This window comes from Vitreoscilla filiformis, from assembly GCF_002222655.1.
Taxonomy (GTDB): Bacteria; Pseudomonadota; Gammaproteobacteria; order Burkholderiales; family Burkholderiaceae_C; genus Ideonella; species Ideonella filiformis.
The window spans coordinates 44,688-61,667 of record NZ_CP022423.1 but is presented as its reverse complement, the minus strand read 5'-3'; the positions used below and the strand labels follow the sequence as shown (position 1 = coordinate 61,667).

The following is a 16,980-nucleotide window of genomic DNA, read 5'->3' as shown; positions in this document are numbered from 1 at the left end:
AATGCGCACTCCCACTCGAATCCTCACCAAGAAGCGGACATGCTCTACAAATTCAAAAGCAAAGCCTCGGGCGACGTCATCATGCTCGGCCCGGCAGGCGACAAAATTTTGGGCTTGCTTGGCCGCGAACCCAGCCCCCAAGGCATTTTTGAACCCCGGGACATGCCCGCCGCCATCGCCACCCTGAGCGCAGCGGTGGAACACGACGAAGCCTCGCGCACCGCCCCTGGCGCGGCTGGGGATGATGACCCCGTGACCCGTCCACCTGCGGTGGCGCTGCGCCAGCGCGTCTGGCCGCTGATCGAGATGATGCGGCGCTGCCATGCAGAAGATGAACCGATTGTGTGGGGGGTGTGACGTCATGCTGGCAGCCACCCGCCTCATCGCCGTGCGCCACGGTGAAACCGCCTGGAATGTGGACACCCGGCTGCAAGGCCAATTGGACGTTCCATTGAACGAGCGCGGCCACCAGCAGGCCCGCCTGGCCGCCGTTACCTTGGCCGACGAAACCCCAGACGTGATTTACAGCAGCGATCTGTGCCGCGCCCACGCCACGGCCCAAGCCCTGGGAGAACGCATCGGCCTGCCAGTTCACACCGACCCGGGTTTGCGCGAACGCCACTTCGGCCAGTGGCAAGGGCACACCTATGCGGAGGTCGAACGCCAGTGGCCCGAATTGGCGGTGTTTTGGCGGGCGCGTGATCCCGCCTTTGGTCCTCCAGGGGGCGAAACACTGGAAGCATTCTTCCAGCGCTGCGTGGGCACCTTGACCCGCCTGGCGCAACAGCATCCAGGGCAGACCGTGGTGGTGGTGGCCCATGGTGGTGTGCTCGACTGCTTTTACCGCGCCGCCAATCGCATGGCCCTCAACGCGGCCCGCACGTGGGAATTGCCCAACACCGGCATCAATCGGCTGCTGCACACCGACAGCGGCTTGCGGGTGACGGGCTGGGCCGATGTCAGCCACCTGGACACGTGGGCGCGGGACGAATCGTCGGACCGCGTCGGCAGCGCGGCCTGAATGTCTGCCCCCAGGACACGCTTATGCCACAACCCCCATCCGCCCCACCTCTAGGATGAAGGCCCGCGCCGTCCCTCCCCCGCTCGCCCGACGACATGCCCCGCATCACCGCCACCCTGCTGGTTATTGACGATGAGCCCCTGAATCTGGCCTTGCTGGCCAACTTGCTCAAGCCACACCACCGTGTCCTGGGGGCGCGCTCTGGCGCGTTGGCGCTGGCCTTGCTAGAGCAGGAGCGTCCCGACTTGATCCTGCTCGATGTGGTGATGCCCGAAATGGATGGCCTGACGCTCTTGGTGAGGTTGAAGCAAAACCCCGTCACCGCCGACATCCCAGTGATTTTGGTCAGCGCATTGGGCGACGAGGTGGACGAAGAACTGGGCCTGGCCCTGGGGGCGGTGGACTACATCGTCAAGCCGATCAAACCGGCGGTGGTGCTGGCCCGGGTGCGCACGCACCTCGATCTGCACGAAGCCCAGCAGCGGCTGCAACAACACAACGCCTGGCTCGAACGCACCCTGGCGCAGCGACTGCACGATCATCAGCTCGGACAAGACGTCACGCTGTGCGCCCTCACCGAACTCATCGAAACCCGGGGCGGTGACGAAAACAGCCCCCACACCTTGCGCACCCAACGCTATGTCGAAGCCATGGCGAGCTGGTTGCGAACGCACCCGGTGTACGGCGTCCAACTGCGTGAGCCGGCGCTGTCGATGCTGGTCAAGGCCGCACCATTGCACGACATCGGCAAGATCGGCATTCCCGACCACATTCTGCTCAAGCCAGCCCCCCTCACGGCCGAAGAGTTTGAGGTGATGAAAACCCACACCCGCATCGGCGGCGATGCCCTCCGCCACGCCATCCACCGAGCGCTGGCCCTGCATGGTGACCGCCCATCCGCCCACCATCCCCTGCCGGACGGTGTGCGCTACTTGGAAGTGGCCCGCCTGATCGCCACCCACCACCACGAATGCTGGGACGGCTCCGGCTACCCCGATGGCTTGGCAGAACGCGACATCCCCCTGCCAGCGCGCATCGTGGCAGTGGCCGATGTGTTCGATGCCCTCACCCACCGCAAACCGCATCGCCCGGCGTGGCCGGTGGAGGAGGCTCAAGCCTACGTCCGCGCCCAGGCGGGCCAGCGCTTTGATCCCATCGTGGTGGCGGCCTTCGATGCCATGCAAGACCGCTTCACCGCCATCCGCGCCCACTTGGCCGACTGACCTGACCGTGTGAGACCTCCCATGCAGCCCGCTCACCAGGATGCCCCTCTCCCTTTGCAGCGTTCGTTACGTGACATCGCGTCGCAGCCTGTGGTGTCGTGCCCACCCGAACGGCCACTGATCGAAGCGGCGCTGCTGCTGGCGTCGCGGCGCCTGTCGTGCCTGCCAGTGCTGGATGCCGAGGGCCGGGCGCTGGGGGTGCTCACGGAAGGGCGCGTGCAATCCGCTCTGCACCAGGGACAGCCGCCCGAAACGCCTGTTGGAGCGGTCATGGGCCCCGCCTTCACTGTGCCGGACACCTGCGACTGTGAAACCGCCTACCGGCACTGCTTGGATCACAACGCCACCCATTTGCTGCTCGTCGATGCACAAGCGCATGTCGTTGCCGTGGCCAGTGAGGGGGATTTGCGGGTTCAGATGAATCTGGGCATTTTGGCGGGGCGCCACACGGTCGCGGAGGTGATGGCGCCGGTCAGCACTTTGCCCCAAGAGGCCCGGGTGTGCGATGCGGTGGAGTGCTTGGCGCCTCATCCGGAAAGGCCGCTGGTGGTGGTCGATGCACAAGGTCGCCCGGTGGGGGTGCTGACCACGCGAGATTTGCGCCGGTTGTTCGCCGCGCAGTCTCACGCCAGCGAGTTGGGTTTGGCCGAGGTGATGAGCACCCCGGTGTACGAAGTCACCACCCGCACCACGCTCAACGAAGCGGCGGAACAGATGCTGGCGCAACGCACGCGCCACCTCGTGGTGCTGGACGCTGCAACGCAAGCCCCCGTCGGCCTGGTGTGCGAGCACGACTTGACGCGCACCATGGCCCTGAGCCTCATGGACAACGCTTTGCAAAAAGATCGCGCCTTGCAACGCGCCATCTTCAACGCGGTGCCCGATCTGCTGTGGCTCAAAGATCCGGACGGCGTGTTCGTGGACTGCAACCCGCGCTTCGAGCAACTGCTGGGCGCCCCACACTGCGACATCATTGGCCGCACCGACGAGGCGTTTGTCAGCCCTGAATTGGCGGCTTTTTTCCGCGCCAACGATCGCCGGGCGATCGCCCTGGGCCGCCCCAGTGTCAACGAAGAAGCACTGACGTTTGCCAGCGACGGCCACCAAGAACTGACGCAAACCATCAAAACCCCCGTGCGTGACGCCCAGGGCCGGCTGCTCGGTGTGCTGGGCATTGGGCGGGACATCACCGCACTGCGCGAGGCCGAGCGCCACTACCGCCATCTGTTCGCCCACAGCCCAGCGCCGATGCTGATTTACGAGCGCGACAGTCTGGCGATGGTCACGGTCAACGAAGCGTTCTGCGAGCTGTACGGCCACGCCCGCGAAGCGGTGCAACGCATGCGGTTGCCGGACTTGTTCGTCCCCGAAGAACGCGCTGCCATCATCGCTCTGATTCCCCAGCTCAAGGGCCTGACGAATACCGGCCAGTGGCGCCACTTGCATTGTGATGGCCACGTGATCCACATCGTGGCGCGTTCACACGATGTCAGCTACGACGGGCGGGACTGCCGCGTGGTGGTCATCGTGGACATCAGCGCCCAACAGCGCCGCCAGCAACGCGACCGGCAGCGCCTGGCCCTGCTGGAAAACCTCATGCGCGGCCACCGGCGCGACGAGTTGTTGCATCAACTGGTGTTGGATCACGAGGCCCTGTTCCCCGACAGCTTGTGCAGCATCATGCTGCGCAGCGAAGATGGCCAGCACATGGAGCTGGCTTGTGCGCCCAGCTTGCCGTCAGACTACGCTCACTATGTGCGCCGTTTGCCTTTGCTGGCTGACCTGGGCTCGTGCGGCCCGGCCATCATGCACAACACGCGGGTGATCACGTCGGATCTGAGCACCGATGCCCACTGGCAAATTGCCCGGGAGATCACGGCCCGCTGTCAGTTGACTTCGTGCTGGTCGGAGCCAATTCCGGGGCCGCAGGGCGAAGCACTCGGCAGTTTTGCCATCTACCGGCGCACGCCCGCCCAACCCACCGAAGAAGAGCTGGAGCATTTGGCGTTCGCTGCGCAGTTGGCGTCGGTGGTGTTGTGCCATTTGAAAACGCTTCAGCGGCTGCACGACAGCCAGCGCCGCACCCGCAACGTGCTGGACGCCGTCCCGGATTTGCTGTGGCTGAGTGACCTTGATGAGCGCATCACCGCCTGCAACCCTGCCTTGGCGCAACTGCTGGGCCGCAGCGTCGGGGCCCTCACCGGACAGGCCAGTTCGGCCCTGTTTCCGGCTGAAGCCTATCCAGCCCTGCACCAAGGCCATGCCGAGGTGTGCCAAACCCTGGCGCAATGCACCACCGAACTGTGGCTGACCTCCGCCACCAGCGACCAGCGTGGGCTGTACGAGATCATCCACACGCCTTTGCTGGACGAGCATCAGCAGCTCATCGGGGTGCTGGGGGTGGGACGCGACATCACCTTGATCAAGGTCGGTGAACGCGCTGTGGCCGAGCGCGAGCGCCTCATCGACACCATGTTTGGCCAAACCACCGATGCCATCGTCTTGCATGACATGCAAACCCTGGACATCGTTCACTTCAACGACTCAGCCTGCGAAGGCCTGGGCTACAGCCGCGAAGCCTTTGCCCGGCTGCGTCCCAAAGACTACCAAGGCGCCTGGGACACCGAAACCATCCAAGCGATCGCCCAGCGGGTGCTGGCCGGTGAAAAGGTGCGCACCGAAACCAGCCACCGCCGCGCCGATGGCAGCCTCCAGCACGTCCTGCTGACCTTGCGAACCGTGACTTATGCGGATCGCATGCTGTTGGCAGCGGTCTGGCGCGACATCACTGAAAGCAAGCACCACGAAGCACGCATCCAGCGTCTCAACCAGGCATATGCGGTGCTGGGGGAAGTCAATGAAGCCATCGTGCGCACCCGCGAAGCCATGGCGCTGTTCACCGAGATTTGCCGCATCACGGTGCGCACGGGCGGGTTCCGCCTGGCTTGGGTCGGCGGGTTGAGCGCGCCGGATGCCAACGGGCAACGCCACATTGTCCCCCTGGCCCATGCAGGCCACTCTGAGGGTTACATCGAAACCCTGCGCGTGCCCTTCAACCCGGCCTACACCGGGCCAGTGAACCGGGCCATGAACTCGGGACAAATTGGGGTCGTGGCCGACATCGAGCAAAGTGGCTTGGCCACCCCCTGGCGTGAAGGCACGCTGGCGCTCGGCTTGCGCTCGCTGGCCGCCCTGCCCATCGAGGTGGCCGGGCAGTGCCAGCACTGCTTGGTGGTGTACTCCACCACGCCCGAGTATTTCGATGCCGAACAAATTGCCTTGCTGACACGCTTGGCCGGCGACATCGGCTTTGCGCTGGACTTCATTGCTGCCGAACAAGCCCGGCATCAGGAACAGCACTTCCGTGAACAGCTCATCGAATCCGTGGCGGGGCTGTTTTTTGCCATCGACACCCAAGGGCTGTTGAAACTCTGGAACCAGCAATTGCGCTTGGTGACCGGCTACGACGAAGACGAGTTGCGCCGCCGCCCCGCCATGGATTTCTTCGAAGGCACCGACCGCGAGCTGATCCGCCAGCGCATCGCCCAATCGTTTGTCGAGGGCAGCTCCCAGGTTCAAGCCACCTTGGTGACCCGGCAAGGTGAGCGCATTCCCTACCTGTTTGTGTCGCGGCGCATCGACATCCACGGCGAAGCGATTTTGGTCGGCACGGGGGTGGACATTTCCGAGCGCGTGCGCTCCGAACAAGAACTCAACCGCTACCGCCAGCACCTGGAGGAACTGGTGGCCACGCGCACCGCCGAGGTGGAGCGCGTCAACGCCCGCCTCAGCCGCGAGGATCTGCGTTTGCGCGCCATGCTGGCCTTGAGCCAATGCGCCAGCACGCTGAACGAAGAAGCGCTGTTTCGTGAGGGCATTCGCTTGATCGTGCGGTTGACGGGGAGTCAAAACGCCTGTTTGCACGTCATCGCCGAGGACGGCCACAGCTTTGCGCAGGCCATCTGGTGCCAGCATCCTGACTGCACCGACACCGAAACGCCGCCCCCTGAACCCTTCCAAGCCCCCACGCTCTGGGATCGGGTGCTGCACTCCAACCGGATTTGGCGCTGTGGTTCGGAAGATGAGCCGCTGTGCTGCCTGCCCAACGTCGAGCGGGCGTTGTGCGTGCCCATTTTCGAGGAAGGGCAGATGCGTTTCGTCATCTGCACCGCCAACAAACCCCAGGCGTATGACAGCACGGACGAACGCGAAATCGCCCTGATCGGTGCCGACTTGTGGCGCATCTTGGTGCGTCGGCGCATCGAACTGGCGCTGGAAAAAGCCAAACTCGAAGCCGAAGCGGCCAACCAAGCCAAGAGTGCGTTCTTGGCCAACATGAGCCACGAAATCCGCACGCCGATGAACGCCATCATCGGTTTTGCCCACCTGTTGCACCACGATCCGCTCACGGCCCGGCAGGTGGATCAACTGCACAAGATCATCGATGCGGGGCATCACCTGTCCCAGGTGATCAACGATGTGTTGGATTTTTCCAAGATTGAGGCCAGCAAACTCACCCTGGAAACCGCCGACTTCCGCCTTGATGCCAGCGTGCAACGCATGTTGGACATGGTGCGCGAACGCGCCCAAGCCAAACCCCTGCGCCTGGACAGCGAGCTGGCCACCGACACCCCCTTGCTGCTGCACGGCGACCGGCTGCGGCTGGAGCAAATCCTCCTCAATTTGCTGTCCAACGCTGTGAAATTCACCCCAGAGGGTCGGGTGTGCCTGCGGGTGCGCCCCTTGCCGGCCCCGCCCAATGCGCCCGCTGAACCCGCTCGCCACTGGTTGCGCTTGGAGGTGCAGGACACGGGCATCGGCATCCAAGAAGCGCAGATGACGCACCTGTTCCAGCCCTTCGAGCAGGCCGACGCCTCCACCACCCGGCGCTTTGGCGGCACGGGTTTGGGTTTGGCGATCAGCCAACGCTTGGCACGCTTGATGGGCGGACGCATCGGCGTGACCAGCCAACCTGGGCAAGGCAGCACGTTCTGGCTCGAACTGCCGTTTGCCCCGGCACACACGCCAGAAACCCTGACCCCGACACCCGCCACCGCCACCGAAACCACCGCGTCCACTCCGGCCCATATGGCGGATCAACCGCTGCGCGGTCTGCGCGTGCTGTTGGCCGAGGACAACCCGATCAACCAAGAAGTCGCCTGCACCCTGTTGAACGAGGCCGGAGCGCGGGTCAGCACGGCGGACAACGGCCAAATCGCGGTGACCTTGGCCGCACGCGGCGAGGTCGATCTGATTTTGATGGACATGCAAATGCCGGTGATGGACGGGCTGCAAGCCACCGCCGCCATCCGCGCCCTGCCGGCGCCGCAGGGGCGGGTGCCGATCATCGCCATGACGGCCAATGCGTTCGAGGAAGACCGGCGCCGCTGCCTGGAAGCCGGGATGGACGACTACCTCGCCAAACCCGTCGATCCCGATGCGCTGCGGCGGTGCTTGTCGCGCTGGAAACCCGCCGCCCGACCGGTGCCGCTGCCGCCCGCCATGACGCGCCCGATCGACGCGCAAGACGATGTGCGCGCCCGCCTGCTCGCTCTGTCCGAACTGGACGTGGCCGCCGCCCTCAAACGGGTTCAAGGCCAATGGCCGCTGTTGCTGCGCACGCTGCAACTGTTCCTGACGCACTACGGCCAAACACCGCAGCAACTGCAAGAGCCGAACCTGCTGCCGCCCTACGAGCGCTTGCGCCAGCTCGGGCACTCGCTGGCGGGGGCGGCGGCCACCATCGGCGCCACCACGGTGTACGAACACGCCCGGGCGCTCGAACACAGCCAGCCCGATGCGGTCGATCCCACGCGCCTGCCCACGCTGGCCGCGCTGCAACTGGGGCGCAGCTTGCAACGCTGCTTGAGTGCTTTGCGCCAGGTGTTTGTGGACACCGCCGCCTCTCGCGCCACCCCCGTGCCGACGGTGGCAGCATTGGCCGAGCCTCCCCGCGAATCCGACCCTGCCCAGGTGTTGTTGCACACCTTGCTCGACTTGCTGCACGACCACGACACCGCCGCGTGTGACCTGTTCGCCCAACATCAAGCGCAGCTCACCCCTATCTTGGGGGAACGGGCCTCCCTCATCTCACAGGCCATCCAAAGCTATGACTTCGCCGCTGCCCGTGAGATGCTCAGCGCCAGCCTGGCCAGCCCCACCGGGAGCACCAGGCCCGACTGAGCAAGGAGGTGGGTGTGGATGTTCCCGTTGCACGGCTGGTCAGTACGCTGCCCGCTGGCCGTTTCGAGGACACAACCCGGGCGGTGCTGGCGTTTCTGCGCCAACGCTTCGGGTTTGATTTGTGGATGTTGACCCGCACCGAGGGCGACGATTGGATCGTGCTGCACTGCGAAGACCATGGCTACGGCATGCGCCCCGGCACGGTGCTGCGCTGGAGTGACTCGTTTTGCATGCGCATGGTGGCGGGCCAAGGGCCGCACATCGCGCCCTGCGCGGCACAGGTGCCCGCGTATGCCAGCGCGCCGATTGGCCAGCAGGTGCCGATTCAAGCCTACGTCGGTTTGCCGTTGTGGTTGGCCGACGGCGCCTTGTTCGGCACGCTGTGTGCCATCGATCCCCACGAGCAACCCGCCGCGCTCCAACAAGAGCAACCGCTGCTGGAGCTGCTGGCCCAATTGCTGAGTGCGGTGCTGCAATTGGAACTGCACGCCACCGAAGCGACCCGCCGCGCCGAACGCCTGCACATTGAGTCCCTCACCGATGGGCTGACGGGCCTGTACAACCGCCGCGCTTGGCAGCAACTGATGCAGGCCGAGGAAGAACGGTGCCGCTGCTACGGCGTGCCGGCGGTGGTCATCACCCTCGATCTGGACGACCTCAAGCGCATCAACGACACCCAAGGCCATGCCGCTGGCGATCGGCTGATCCAACGCACCGCCGAAACCCTGCGCCAAGCCGTGCGCACGGGCGACGTGGTGGCCCGGCTGGGGGGCGATGAGTTTGGCATCCTGTGTGCGACCTGTGACCGTGATACTGGCGAATCCCTGCAAGTCCGCTGCCAAACGGCCTTGGCGGCGGAGGGCATCCGCGCCAGCATCGGCCACGCTGTGCGCCACCCCTCGCACGACCTGATTGCCGCCTGGGAAAGCGCCGACCAGCGCATGTACGCCATGAAACGCCAGCGTTGATGCAGCCCCCCACCTCACCGACACTGACGCCATGCAAGCCGCCCACACCCTCACGCCCTCGCAACTGAGCGAATTTCTGCTGCAAGTCGCCACCGTGCGCCCGGTGTTCATTTGGGGGCCACCGGGCATTGGCAAATCGGCCTTGGTGCAGCAGTTTGCAGCCGATGTCGGGCTGGATTGCGTTTCGCTGCTGGGCAGCCAGCTCGCCCCGGAAGATTTGATCGGCGTGCCGCAAATCGAAGCGGGGGTGAGCCGCTTTTGCCCGCCGTCGATGATTGCCCGGCAGGCGCCGTATTGCCTCTTTCTGGACGAGCTGAACGCCTGCTCGCAGGAAGTGCAAAAAGCGTTTTACAGCCTGATTCACGAGCGCCGCATCGGCGACTACCGCTTGCCCGAAGGCTCCATCGTCATCGGCGCGGGCAACCGGGCGCAGGATGCGGCCATCGTTAAACCGATGTCCTCGGCGCTCATCAACCGGATGGTGCATGTGCAGTTGCGCGTGTCGGCCTCGGAGTGGCTGGCCTGGGCCAAGGCACACGGCCTGCACCCGCTGGTGATCGAATACTTGGAACAGCGTCCGGATCACCTCTGGAGCCCGCCGCCCAAGCACGAGGAGCCGTTTTCCACCCCGCGCACCTGGCACATGTTGAGCGACGCCCTGCACGCTTGGGGCGAGAGCCTCCCGCCCGTGGGCGCCGAAGCACTGGCCATGGGGTGCCTCAGCCCGAACCATGCCGCGCAGTTCAAAGCGTTTGGCAAGCTGGCGGGCGATCGTCACCGGCTCGATGCCATCTTGAAGGGCGACGCCCGCTGGCCGCACGAGCCGCACGACCGGGACTTGCTCTACTTCCTCACCCAAGCCTTCCGCGCCCGGCTCATCAAGCAGTTGCCGGAGGATCGCCGTGCCCTGAGTGGTGATGTGCAAACCTTCGTCCACCGCGCCAAAGCCCTGCTGAAGGACTTGGCGCAAATCAGCCTGGAGATGGCCCGCTTGGTGGTGGCCCCCGCCGAGGCCGGCACCGAGGAGGCAGCGCTACCGGGCTGGTTCTTGGTGGAAGTCATCCGGGATTTGCCGCGTTTGGCCGCCCAAGGCAACGGCTGAGGGCCGGCGCATGGCCAAGCCCTCGCACAGTGCCCAAGCGCGGGCCGAACAAGCGTTTGACGAAGGCTGGTCGCTGGTGCGCCAGCACCCGATGTTCAACGGCATCACCGGTCGGCTGTACGCCTGGCAGCGCACCCCCGGCGGCCATGACCCCGGCGTGCCACGCGACGGCTGGCTGGTGGCCCAACTGCCCGACCGGCTCTACGCCCACCCCACCCGCCTGGCCGAACCCGCCGAATGGGCGTTTGTGCTGGCGCACGGCGCGCTCTACTTCGGCCTGGAGCGCTACACCACTGACAAGGGCGATTGGCCCGCCTGGTGCGCCGCGTGCGACATCGGCATCGTGCGCCTGTTGCACACCCTCAAGCTGGGCCGCGCCCCCGCACACGCCCACCTGCCCGAAGGCCTGCCCAATTGGGACGAAGACCGCTGGTACCAGCAATTTTGCGAAGAAGGCGTGCCCGATTGGGCCGCCAACTTGAGCCCCGCCGGCCCAAGCGCCACTGGGATGCTGCCGCCCGAACAAGCCGCCGCGCCCACCTCGCGCCTCACGCTTTACACCCGCCACCAGAACTGGGGTGCTTTGCTGGCCGAAGGCATCGCCCGGGCGGTGCAAGCCTCGCTGGAAGCGGTCAACGCCAGCGGCGTGGCGCAGCGGGCGACGCCCGCGCGACCGGCCCTCAGCCTCGCCACCGAGCGGGCGCGCAGTTGGTTCATCAGCAGTTTTCCGCTGTTGGGCGCCATGGTGAGCAGTTTCGAGTTCATCGAAGAGGCCGGCATTTGTCAGCGGGAAGAGATCCCCGTGGCAGCGGTGGACGAGGTGGCGCGCACCATCTACCTCAACCCCGGCGCCGGGTTGACCGAGGAGGAACGGCGCTTCGTCATCGGCCACGAGGTGCTGCACGTCGCCCTGCGCCACCTGGGCCGCCGACGTGGGCGTGATCCGTTCTTGTGGAACGTGGCCTGCGATTTCGTCATCAACGCTTGGTTGATCGAGATGGGCGTCGGCACGGCGCCGGCCATCGGCCTGCTGCACGATCCGCAGTTGGACGGCCTGTCCGCCGAAAGCATCTACGACCGCATCACCACCGACCTGCGCCGTGCCCGCAAACTGCGCACCCTCGCCGGCGCCCAAGGCGACATGCTGGAGCGCCGCCTGCCCGGCAGCCCGCCACTGGGCCCCGCCACCGACCTGGACGCCTTCTACAAAGACGCCCTGGCCAAGGGCCTGGCGCTGCACCAGCAGCAAGGGCGCGGCCTGCTGCCCGCTGGCTTGCTGGAAGAAATTACCGCGCTGCTGCAACCCGTCATCCCCTGGGATGTGAAGCTGGCGCAGTGGTTTGATCACCATTTCCCGCCGCTGGAGCGCCAACGCAGCTACGCCCGCCCGAGTCGGCGCCAGGCCAGCACGCCGGACATCCCGCGCCCGCGCTGGGTGTTGGATGCGCGCTGGCTCTCGGCCCGCACCTTCGGCGTGGTGCTGGACACCTCGGGTTCGATGGATCGCCAGTTGTTGGCGCGTGCCCTGGGTGCCATTGCCAGCTACGCCGCCGCACACGATGTGCCCGCCGCCCGCGTGGTGTTCTGCGACGCCGCCGCGCACGACGCCGGCTACCTGCCGCCCGAGCACATTGCCGGTCGGGTGCAAGTGAAAGGACGGGGCGGCACCGTGCTGCAACCGGGCGTTGATCTGCTCGAAACCGCGCCCGACTTTCCACCCGATGGCCCCATCCTCGTCATCACCGACGGGGCCTGCGACGCACTGGTCATCCGCCGCGCCCATGCGTTTTTACTGCCAGCCGGGCGCCGGCTGCCGTTTCACGCCACGGGTGAGATTTTTCATCTCAGTTGAAACCCATTCATAACGTATACACCGTATACAAATCAGAAAATGATTGGAGCGTCCGCTGGCTGCTGAACGTACGCACTTGCCCCGTGATCGGATCGGTGAATTCAATGCGGCGCGCCAGGAGTTGCAGCGGGGTGGAGAAGTCCGGCGCCGCTCCAGCGGGGGGTTCGGGCTGCAAGAGGGGGTAAATGCGATCCCCACACAGCGGCAAGCCCAAAGCGTTCATGTGAACCCGCAATTGGTGGGTCTGCCCGGTGTGGGGATGCAAGCGGTAGTGGCCCCAGTGCGTGTCGTGCGCCAGCAGCTCGATCGTGGTGTGGGCATTGGGTTCGCCCGGGGCTTCCACCCGCTGCATGAAGTGCGTGGGAGATTCAACGATGCGCGAATGCCGCTCCTGTGGCCAAGGACACCCGGAGCGCCAAGGCGCCATGGCTTCATACACCTTGCGCACCTGCCGCTGCCGAAACAACTGCTGATAGGCCGCCCGATCTTGCGGACGCACACACAGCACCACCACCCCAGCGGTTTCACGATCGAGTCGGTGGATGGGCACGAGCGTGTCCAGCCCCAGCGTCGCCTGTAACCGCGCCAGCAAGGTGTGACGGGCATAACGGCCCTTGGGTGTCATGGGCAAGAAGTGAGGCTTATCGGCCACCACCAGGTGCTCATCGCGAAACAACACCGGGGCCTCGAAAGGGATGTCCGGCTCTTCGTCGACTTCTCGCCAGTACCACAGCCAAGAACCGGGAGGGCAGGGATCCTGCGCTGCCACCGGACGCCCCTGGGCATTCAACACGCCGCCTGCGGCTAAACGCGCCAACCATTGGGCCCTGGAAACCAAGGGCAAGCGTTCGCACAAGAAATCCACAATGTTATGCACAGGCACGCCACCCCGGCGCGGGGGAATCTGCACCACACAAGGATTGACCCCTTGCTTGGGCGCCGGCTTGTGGATATCTTTCATTCTCTTTACCTGTTGAAAACCTTGGAGATAACCCTGTGGATAATCTTTCTCGGAGGGTGTGAATGACGTTCGTTGATCACAGGCTTATCCACAAGCCAACATGTTGATTTTACAAGAAAAAAAGCAGTTTCATCAAACAAGTGTGGCAATGGGGTGCTGTTGATAACCATCCCGGAGATCTTGTGGAGTTCTACCACGACTGGTTCTTCACAAGTTATACACAGAGGGCTGCGAATTTCTGACGGCACGTCGCTTTCCATTTTGGTAAAAATCACATCCTCTTCATAACTCTGTGCATAACTTTGGGACAACTGTTGAGTTATTGTTGAGATCTGCGCCATCTGCTAAGTTGTTATCTCTTTGTCCTCACAGAATTCATGGGGTTACCCACATCGTTATGCAAGTGCTAAATGCTTGTTCTCATTGAGAAAATGATGCTTATCCACAGCAGATGGCCATGCTCTATGACTACTACTACTTTGTAATTCATCTGATAAAGAACACATTCATGCACTTTGGGCATGCTGCCTTCTTTGGCACATCTCAGCTTTGTAATGAAAATGCATTATCATCAATGAATGGAACGCAACACACGGCAGCGCAGCGCCATTCAACAAGCGATTTCCCAAGCCCAGCGGCCATTGCTACCGCAAGAGGTCTTGGATGCAGCACAACAACACGTGCCAGGTTTGGGCATGGCCACGGTGTATCGCAACCTCAAGACCTTGGTCGAGGAGGGCGAGTTGCGCACCGTCAGCCTGCCTGGCGAGAACCCCCGCTTTGAGCTGGCTTGTACAGCGCACCACCACCATTTCCAGTGCATGACCTGCCAACGAGTGTTCGACGTCCATGCATGCCCAGGGGACTTGTCGCACTTGGCCCCACCGGGCTTTCAAGTGGAAGCCCACGAGCTGATCCTGTATGGACGCTGCCAAGCGTGCGCCCGCCCGTGAACCGTTTTTTCAAAACACCAAGGAATCGTGATGCTGAACACTCACGCCATCCAGCGTTTGTTGGGTGCCACGGGGCTGGTCGCCCTGCTGTGGATGACCGTGGCTTGGGCCCTGTGGTGAATGCCCTGACGGTGCGCGATTTGACGGTGTCTTACCGAGGTCACCCAGCCGTGCATCACTTGAATGGCGCTTTGGCGTTTGGCAGCTTCACGGCTGTGGTGGGTCCCAACGGTGCGGGCAAGAGCAGCCTGCTGGGCGCTTTGGCGGGGCTGCTGCCTTATCAAGGTCACATTGAACGCCCTCATCCAGCGCCTCGCGTGGCTTATCTGCCCCAAGCGGCTGCGCTGGATCGAACGTTTCCCGTGCAAGTGCATGAAGTGGTGGCCAGCGGCTTGTGGTGGCGCACAGGGTGGTGGGGCGGACTGCGGATCGCCGAACACCACCATGTGCGCGATGCCTTGGCCCGCGTCGGTTTGAGCGGCTTTGAGCGGCGTTGGTTGGGAGAGTTGTCGGTCGGCCAAGTGCAGCGTGTGCTGTTTGCCCGTGTGTTGGTGCAAGACGCTGGGCTGATTTTGCTGGACGAGCCCTTCAACGCGGTGGATGCTCGCACCACCACCGACCTGCTGGATTTGCTCGAACCCTGGCGGCAAGAAGGCCGTACGTTGGTGGCCGTGCTGCACGACCTGAATCAGGTGCGAGCGCACTTCGACCAATGTTTGTTGCTGGCGCGCGAGTGCATCGCTTGGGGGCCCACTGCCGAAGTGTTGAGCCCCGAACACTTGGAGCGCGCCCGCCACATGGCCCGGAGCTGGGACGAATCCGCTCCCTTGTGCGAGGGCGTGCGTTCATGAACGTGTTGGCTGTGTTGAACGATCTGTTGATCGCCCCCTTTGTCGAGTTCGGTTTCATGCGCCGGGCGCTGGTGGCCTCGCTGGCTTTGGCCCTGGGCAGTGGCCCGATTGGCTGCTGGTTGGTGTTACGGCGCATGAGTTTGGTGGGCGATGCCATGGCCCATGCGGTGCTGCCGGGCGCGGCGGTTGGGTTTGCGTTGGCGGGGTTGTCGCTGCCGGCGATGAGCCTCGGAGGGGCTGTGGCGGCACTCACCGTCGCGTTGGCCGCCGGGTTCATCACCCGCAGCACCCCGCAGCGGGAGGACGCGAGCATGGCGGCGCTCTACCTCATCGCCTTGGCGCTGGGGGTGGTGTTGGTGTCGATGCACGGCAGCCAGGTGGATCTCATGCGGCTGCTGTTTGGCAGCGTGCTGGCCGTGGACGATGCTGCCTTGCTGCAAATCGCCACTGTGAGCAGCGTGACGTTGTGGGCCTTGGCGCTGATGTACCGCCCCCTGGTGTTAGAGAGTTTTGACCCCGGTTTTTTGCGCAGCGTCGGTGGGCCGGGAGCCTGGGTTCATGCCGGGTTTTTGGTGCTGTTGGTGGCCAACTTGGTCAGTGCTTTTCAGGCCATGGGCACGCTCATGGCAGTGGGGCTGATGATGCTGCCTGCGGCCACCGCACGGTTTTGGGTGGCGAGCCTGCCAGCCATGGCCGCCGTGGCCAGCGCCTTGGGCGCCTTGGCCGGGCTGGCGGGTTTGCTGCTGAGTTATCACACCGAACTGCCTTCGGGCCCGTGCATCGTGTTGGTGTGCGGGGCGGTGTATCTGCTGTCGGTGCTGTTCGGGTGGCGCGATGGCATCCTGCCGCGCCGTTGGCGCGTTCGGCATCATTTGCGAGCTTGAAGTGATTTCCATGAGCCAGCCTTTTTCTTCCGCCCGTCGTGCGGGCTTGCGGGCGCTGGGCGCCGGGGTGTGGGGCGGTGTGGTGGTGTTGCCCACGCCCCTCTGGGCGGCGCCGCCGGCACGTCTGGTGGCGAGTTTTTCCATCGTGGCTGACGTGTGCCGCGAGTTGCTGCCGCCTGAGGTCGAGGTCATCACCCTGGTGTCGGCCAACGCCGATGCGCACGTGTTCGAACCTTCGGCTGCTGACGGTCGCCGCTTGGCCCAGGCCGATGTGGTGGTGATCAACGGCTTGGGCTTTGAGGGCTGGATGACACGGTTGATCCAGGTGTCAGGCTACAAAGGGCTGCTGGTGGTGGCTGCGGGTGAGGAGACCCCGGCATCGGCCACAGCACCGGCCCATCGGCATGGCGCACATGACCACGGCCACGCCGGCCCCGATCCCCACATCTGGCAAGACCTGGGGTTGATGCGGGTGGCTATTGGGCGCATCGCGGCGGCGTTGATCGCTCGTTGGCCGGCGCAGGCTGGGGCCATCACCCAGCGCCGCGATGCGTACCTCGTCCGTTTGAGTCAACTGGATCAGCACGTGCGGGCTTGGTTGGCCCAAGTGCCGCGTGAACAGCGCCGCGCCATCACCTCGCACGATGCGTTTGGGCGGTTTGGGGCCGCGTACGGGGTCGAATTTTTGGCACCGCAGGGCTGGAGCACCCACAGCGAACCTTCGGCAGCGGCGGTGGGGCGGTTGATTCGCCAAATCCGCCAGCAGCGCATCCGGGCTTTGTTTGTGGAAAACATCAGCGATCGGCGTTTGATTCAGCGTATCGCCCAAGAGTCCGGTGCGCAGGTGGGGGGGACGTTGTATTCGGATGCCCTGTCCGCGCCGGGTGGCCCCGCCGACACCTACTTGCGTTTGTTCGAGCACAACGCCCGCACCATCGCTCAGGCCCTGGGCGCGACGGTGTCCCCTTGAATTCGCCCCATC

12 protein-coding genes are annotated in these 16,980 nt (G+C 64.5%); 11 read left to right on the top strand and 1 reads right to left on the bottom strand.

Annotated elements, in window-relative coordinates; genetic code table 11:
- The first annotated feature begins 39 nt into the window (after positions 1-39).
- From VITFI_RS00310 to VITFI_RS00280, 7 genes are all read left to right on the top strand, one after another.
- Entirely contained in the window at positions 40-357 is a 318-nt protein-coding gene (locus VITFI_RS00310; protein WP_089415303.1) for a DUF1840 domain-containing protein, read from the top strand.
- 4 nt (positions 358-361) lie between these two features.
- Complete coding sequence (locus VITFI_RS00305) at positions 362-1,021, top strand: histidine phosphatase family protein (RefSeq protein WP_089415302.1); 660 nt, start codon at positions 362-364, stop codon at positions 1,019-1,021.
- 95 nt (positions 1,022-1,116) lie between these two features.
- Positions 1,117-2,244 (top strand): HD-GYP domain-containing protein, encoded by a 1,128-nt coding sequence (locus VITFI_RS00300; protein WP_089415301.1) that lies wholly within the window; start codon positions 1,117-1,119, stop codon positions 2,242-2,244.
- Between the two features lie 21 nt (positions 2,245-2,265).
- A complete protein-coding gene (locus tag VITFI_RS00295; protein WP_089415300.1) occupies positions 2,266-8,427 on the top strand; it encodes a PAS domain S-box protein in 6,162 nt (2,053 codons plus the stop codon).
- A 14-nt stretch (positions 8,428-8,441) separates the two neighbouring features.
- Positions 8,442-9,395, top strand: coding sequence for a sensor domain-containing diguanylate cyclase (locus VITFI_RS00290; protein ID WP_198301543.1), 954 nt, complete (start codon positions 8,442-8,444; stop codon positions 9,393-9,395).
- 31 nt (positions 9,396-9,426) lie between these two features.
- Complete coding sequence (locus VITFI_RS00285; RefSeq protein WP_089415299.1) at positions 9,427-10,497, top strand: AAA family ATPase; 1,071 nt, start codon at positions 9,427-9,429, stop codon at positions 10,495-10,497.
- Between the two features lie 10 nt (positions 10,498-10,507).
- A complete protein-coding gene (locus tag VITFI_RS00280) occupies positions 10,508-12,349 on the top strand; it encodes a vWA domain-containing protein (protein WP_089415298.1) in 1,842 nt (613 codons plus the stop codon).
- Between the two features lie 7 nt (positions 12,350-12,356).
- Here the strand turns inward: VITFI_RS00280 and VITFI_RS00275 are convergent, their stop codons facing one another.
- The gene (locus tag VITFI_RS00275; protein ID WP_089415297.1) at positions 12,357-13,310 is read right to left on the bottom strand and encodes a pseudouridine synthase; all 954 of its coding nucleotides are present in this window, start codon (positions 13,308-13,310) and stop codon (positions 12,357-12,359) included.
- A 578-nt stretch (positions 13,311-13,888) separates the two neighbouring features.
- Here VITFI_RS00275 and VITFI_RS00270 point away from each other — a divergent pair.
- The 4 genes from VITFI_RS00270 (at position 13,889) to VITFI_RS00255 (ending at position 16,968) form a co-directional block, all read left to right on the top strand.
- Positions 13,889-14,263: a Fur family transcriptional regulator gene (locus VITFI_RS00270; protein ID WP_089415296.1), complete on the top strand. Its 375-nt coding sequence runs from the start codon at positions 13,889-13,891 to the stop codon at positions 14,261-14,263.
- Positions 14,264-14,376: 113 nt separating this feature from the next.
- A complete protein-coding gene (locus VITFI_RS00265) occupies positions 14,377-15,114 on the top strand; it encodes a metal ABC transporter ATP-binding protein (RefSeq protein ID WP_089415295.1) in 738 nt (245 codons plus the stop codon).
- Complete coding sequence (locus VITFI_RS00260; RefSeq protein WP_089415294.1) at positions 15,111-15,998, top strand: metal ABC transporter permease; 888 nt, start codon at positions 15,111-15,113, stop codon at positions 15,996-15,998. Before VITFI_RS00265 ends, VITFI_RS00260 begins: the two co-directional genes overlap by 4 nt.
- Positions 15,999-16,008: 10 nt before the next feature.
- Complete coding sequence (locus VITFI_RS00255) at positions 16,009-16,968, top strand: metal ABC transporter solute-binding protein, Zn/Mn family (RefSeq protein ID WP_089415293.1); 960 nt, start codon at positions 16,009-16,011, stop codon at positions 16,966-16,968.
- Positions 16,969-16,980 lie beyond the last annotated feature (12 nt).

Excerpts from the sequence above, each read along its gene's own strand:
- VITFI_RS00310 (WP_089415303.1), top strand. The coding sequence starts at position 40 with ATGCTCTACAAATTCAAAAGCAAAGCCTCGGGCGACGTCATCATGCTC.
- VITFI_RS00305 (WP_089415302.1), top strand. The coding sequence starts at position 362 with ATGCTGGCAGCCACCCGCCTCATCGCCGTGCGCCACGGTGAAACCGCC.
- VITFI_RS00300 (WP_089415301.1), top strand. The coding sequence starts at position 1,117 with ATGCCCCGCATCACCGCCACCCTGCTGGTTATTGACGATGAGCCCCTG.
- VITFI_RS00295 (WP_089415300.1), top strand. The coding sequence starts at position 2,266 with ATGCAGCCCGCTCACCAGGATGCCCCTCTCCCTTTGCAGCGTTCGTTA.
- VITFI_RS00285 (WP_089415299.1), top strand. The coding sequence starts at position 9,427 with ATGCAAGCCGCCCACACCCTCACGCCCTCGCAACTGAGCGAATTTCTG.
- VITFI_RS00280 (WP_089415298.1), top strand. The coding sequence starts at position 10,508 with ATGGCCAAGCCCTCGCACAGTGCCCAAGCGCGGGCCGAACAAGCGTTT.
- VITFI_RS00275 (WP_089415297.1), bottom strand. The coding sequence starts at position 13,310 with ATGAAAGATATCCACAAGCCGGCGCCCAAGCAAGGGGTCAATCCTTGT.
- VITFI_RS00270 (WP_089415296.1), top strand. The coding sequence starts at position 13,889 with ATGGAACGCAACACACGGCAGCGCAGCGCCATTCAACAAGCGATTTCC.
- VITFI_RS00260 (WP_089415294.1), top strand. The coding sequence starts at position 15,111 with ATGAACGTGTTGGCTGTGTTGAACGATCTGTTGATCGCCCCCTTTGTC.
- VITFI_RS00255 (WP_089415293.1), top strand. The coding sequence starts at position 16,009 with ATGAGCCAGCCTTTTTCTTCCGCCCGTCGTGCGGGCTTGCGGGCGCTG.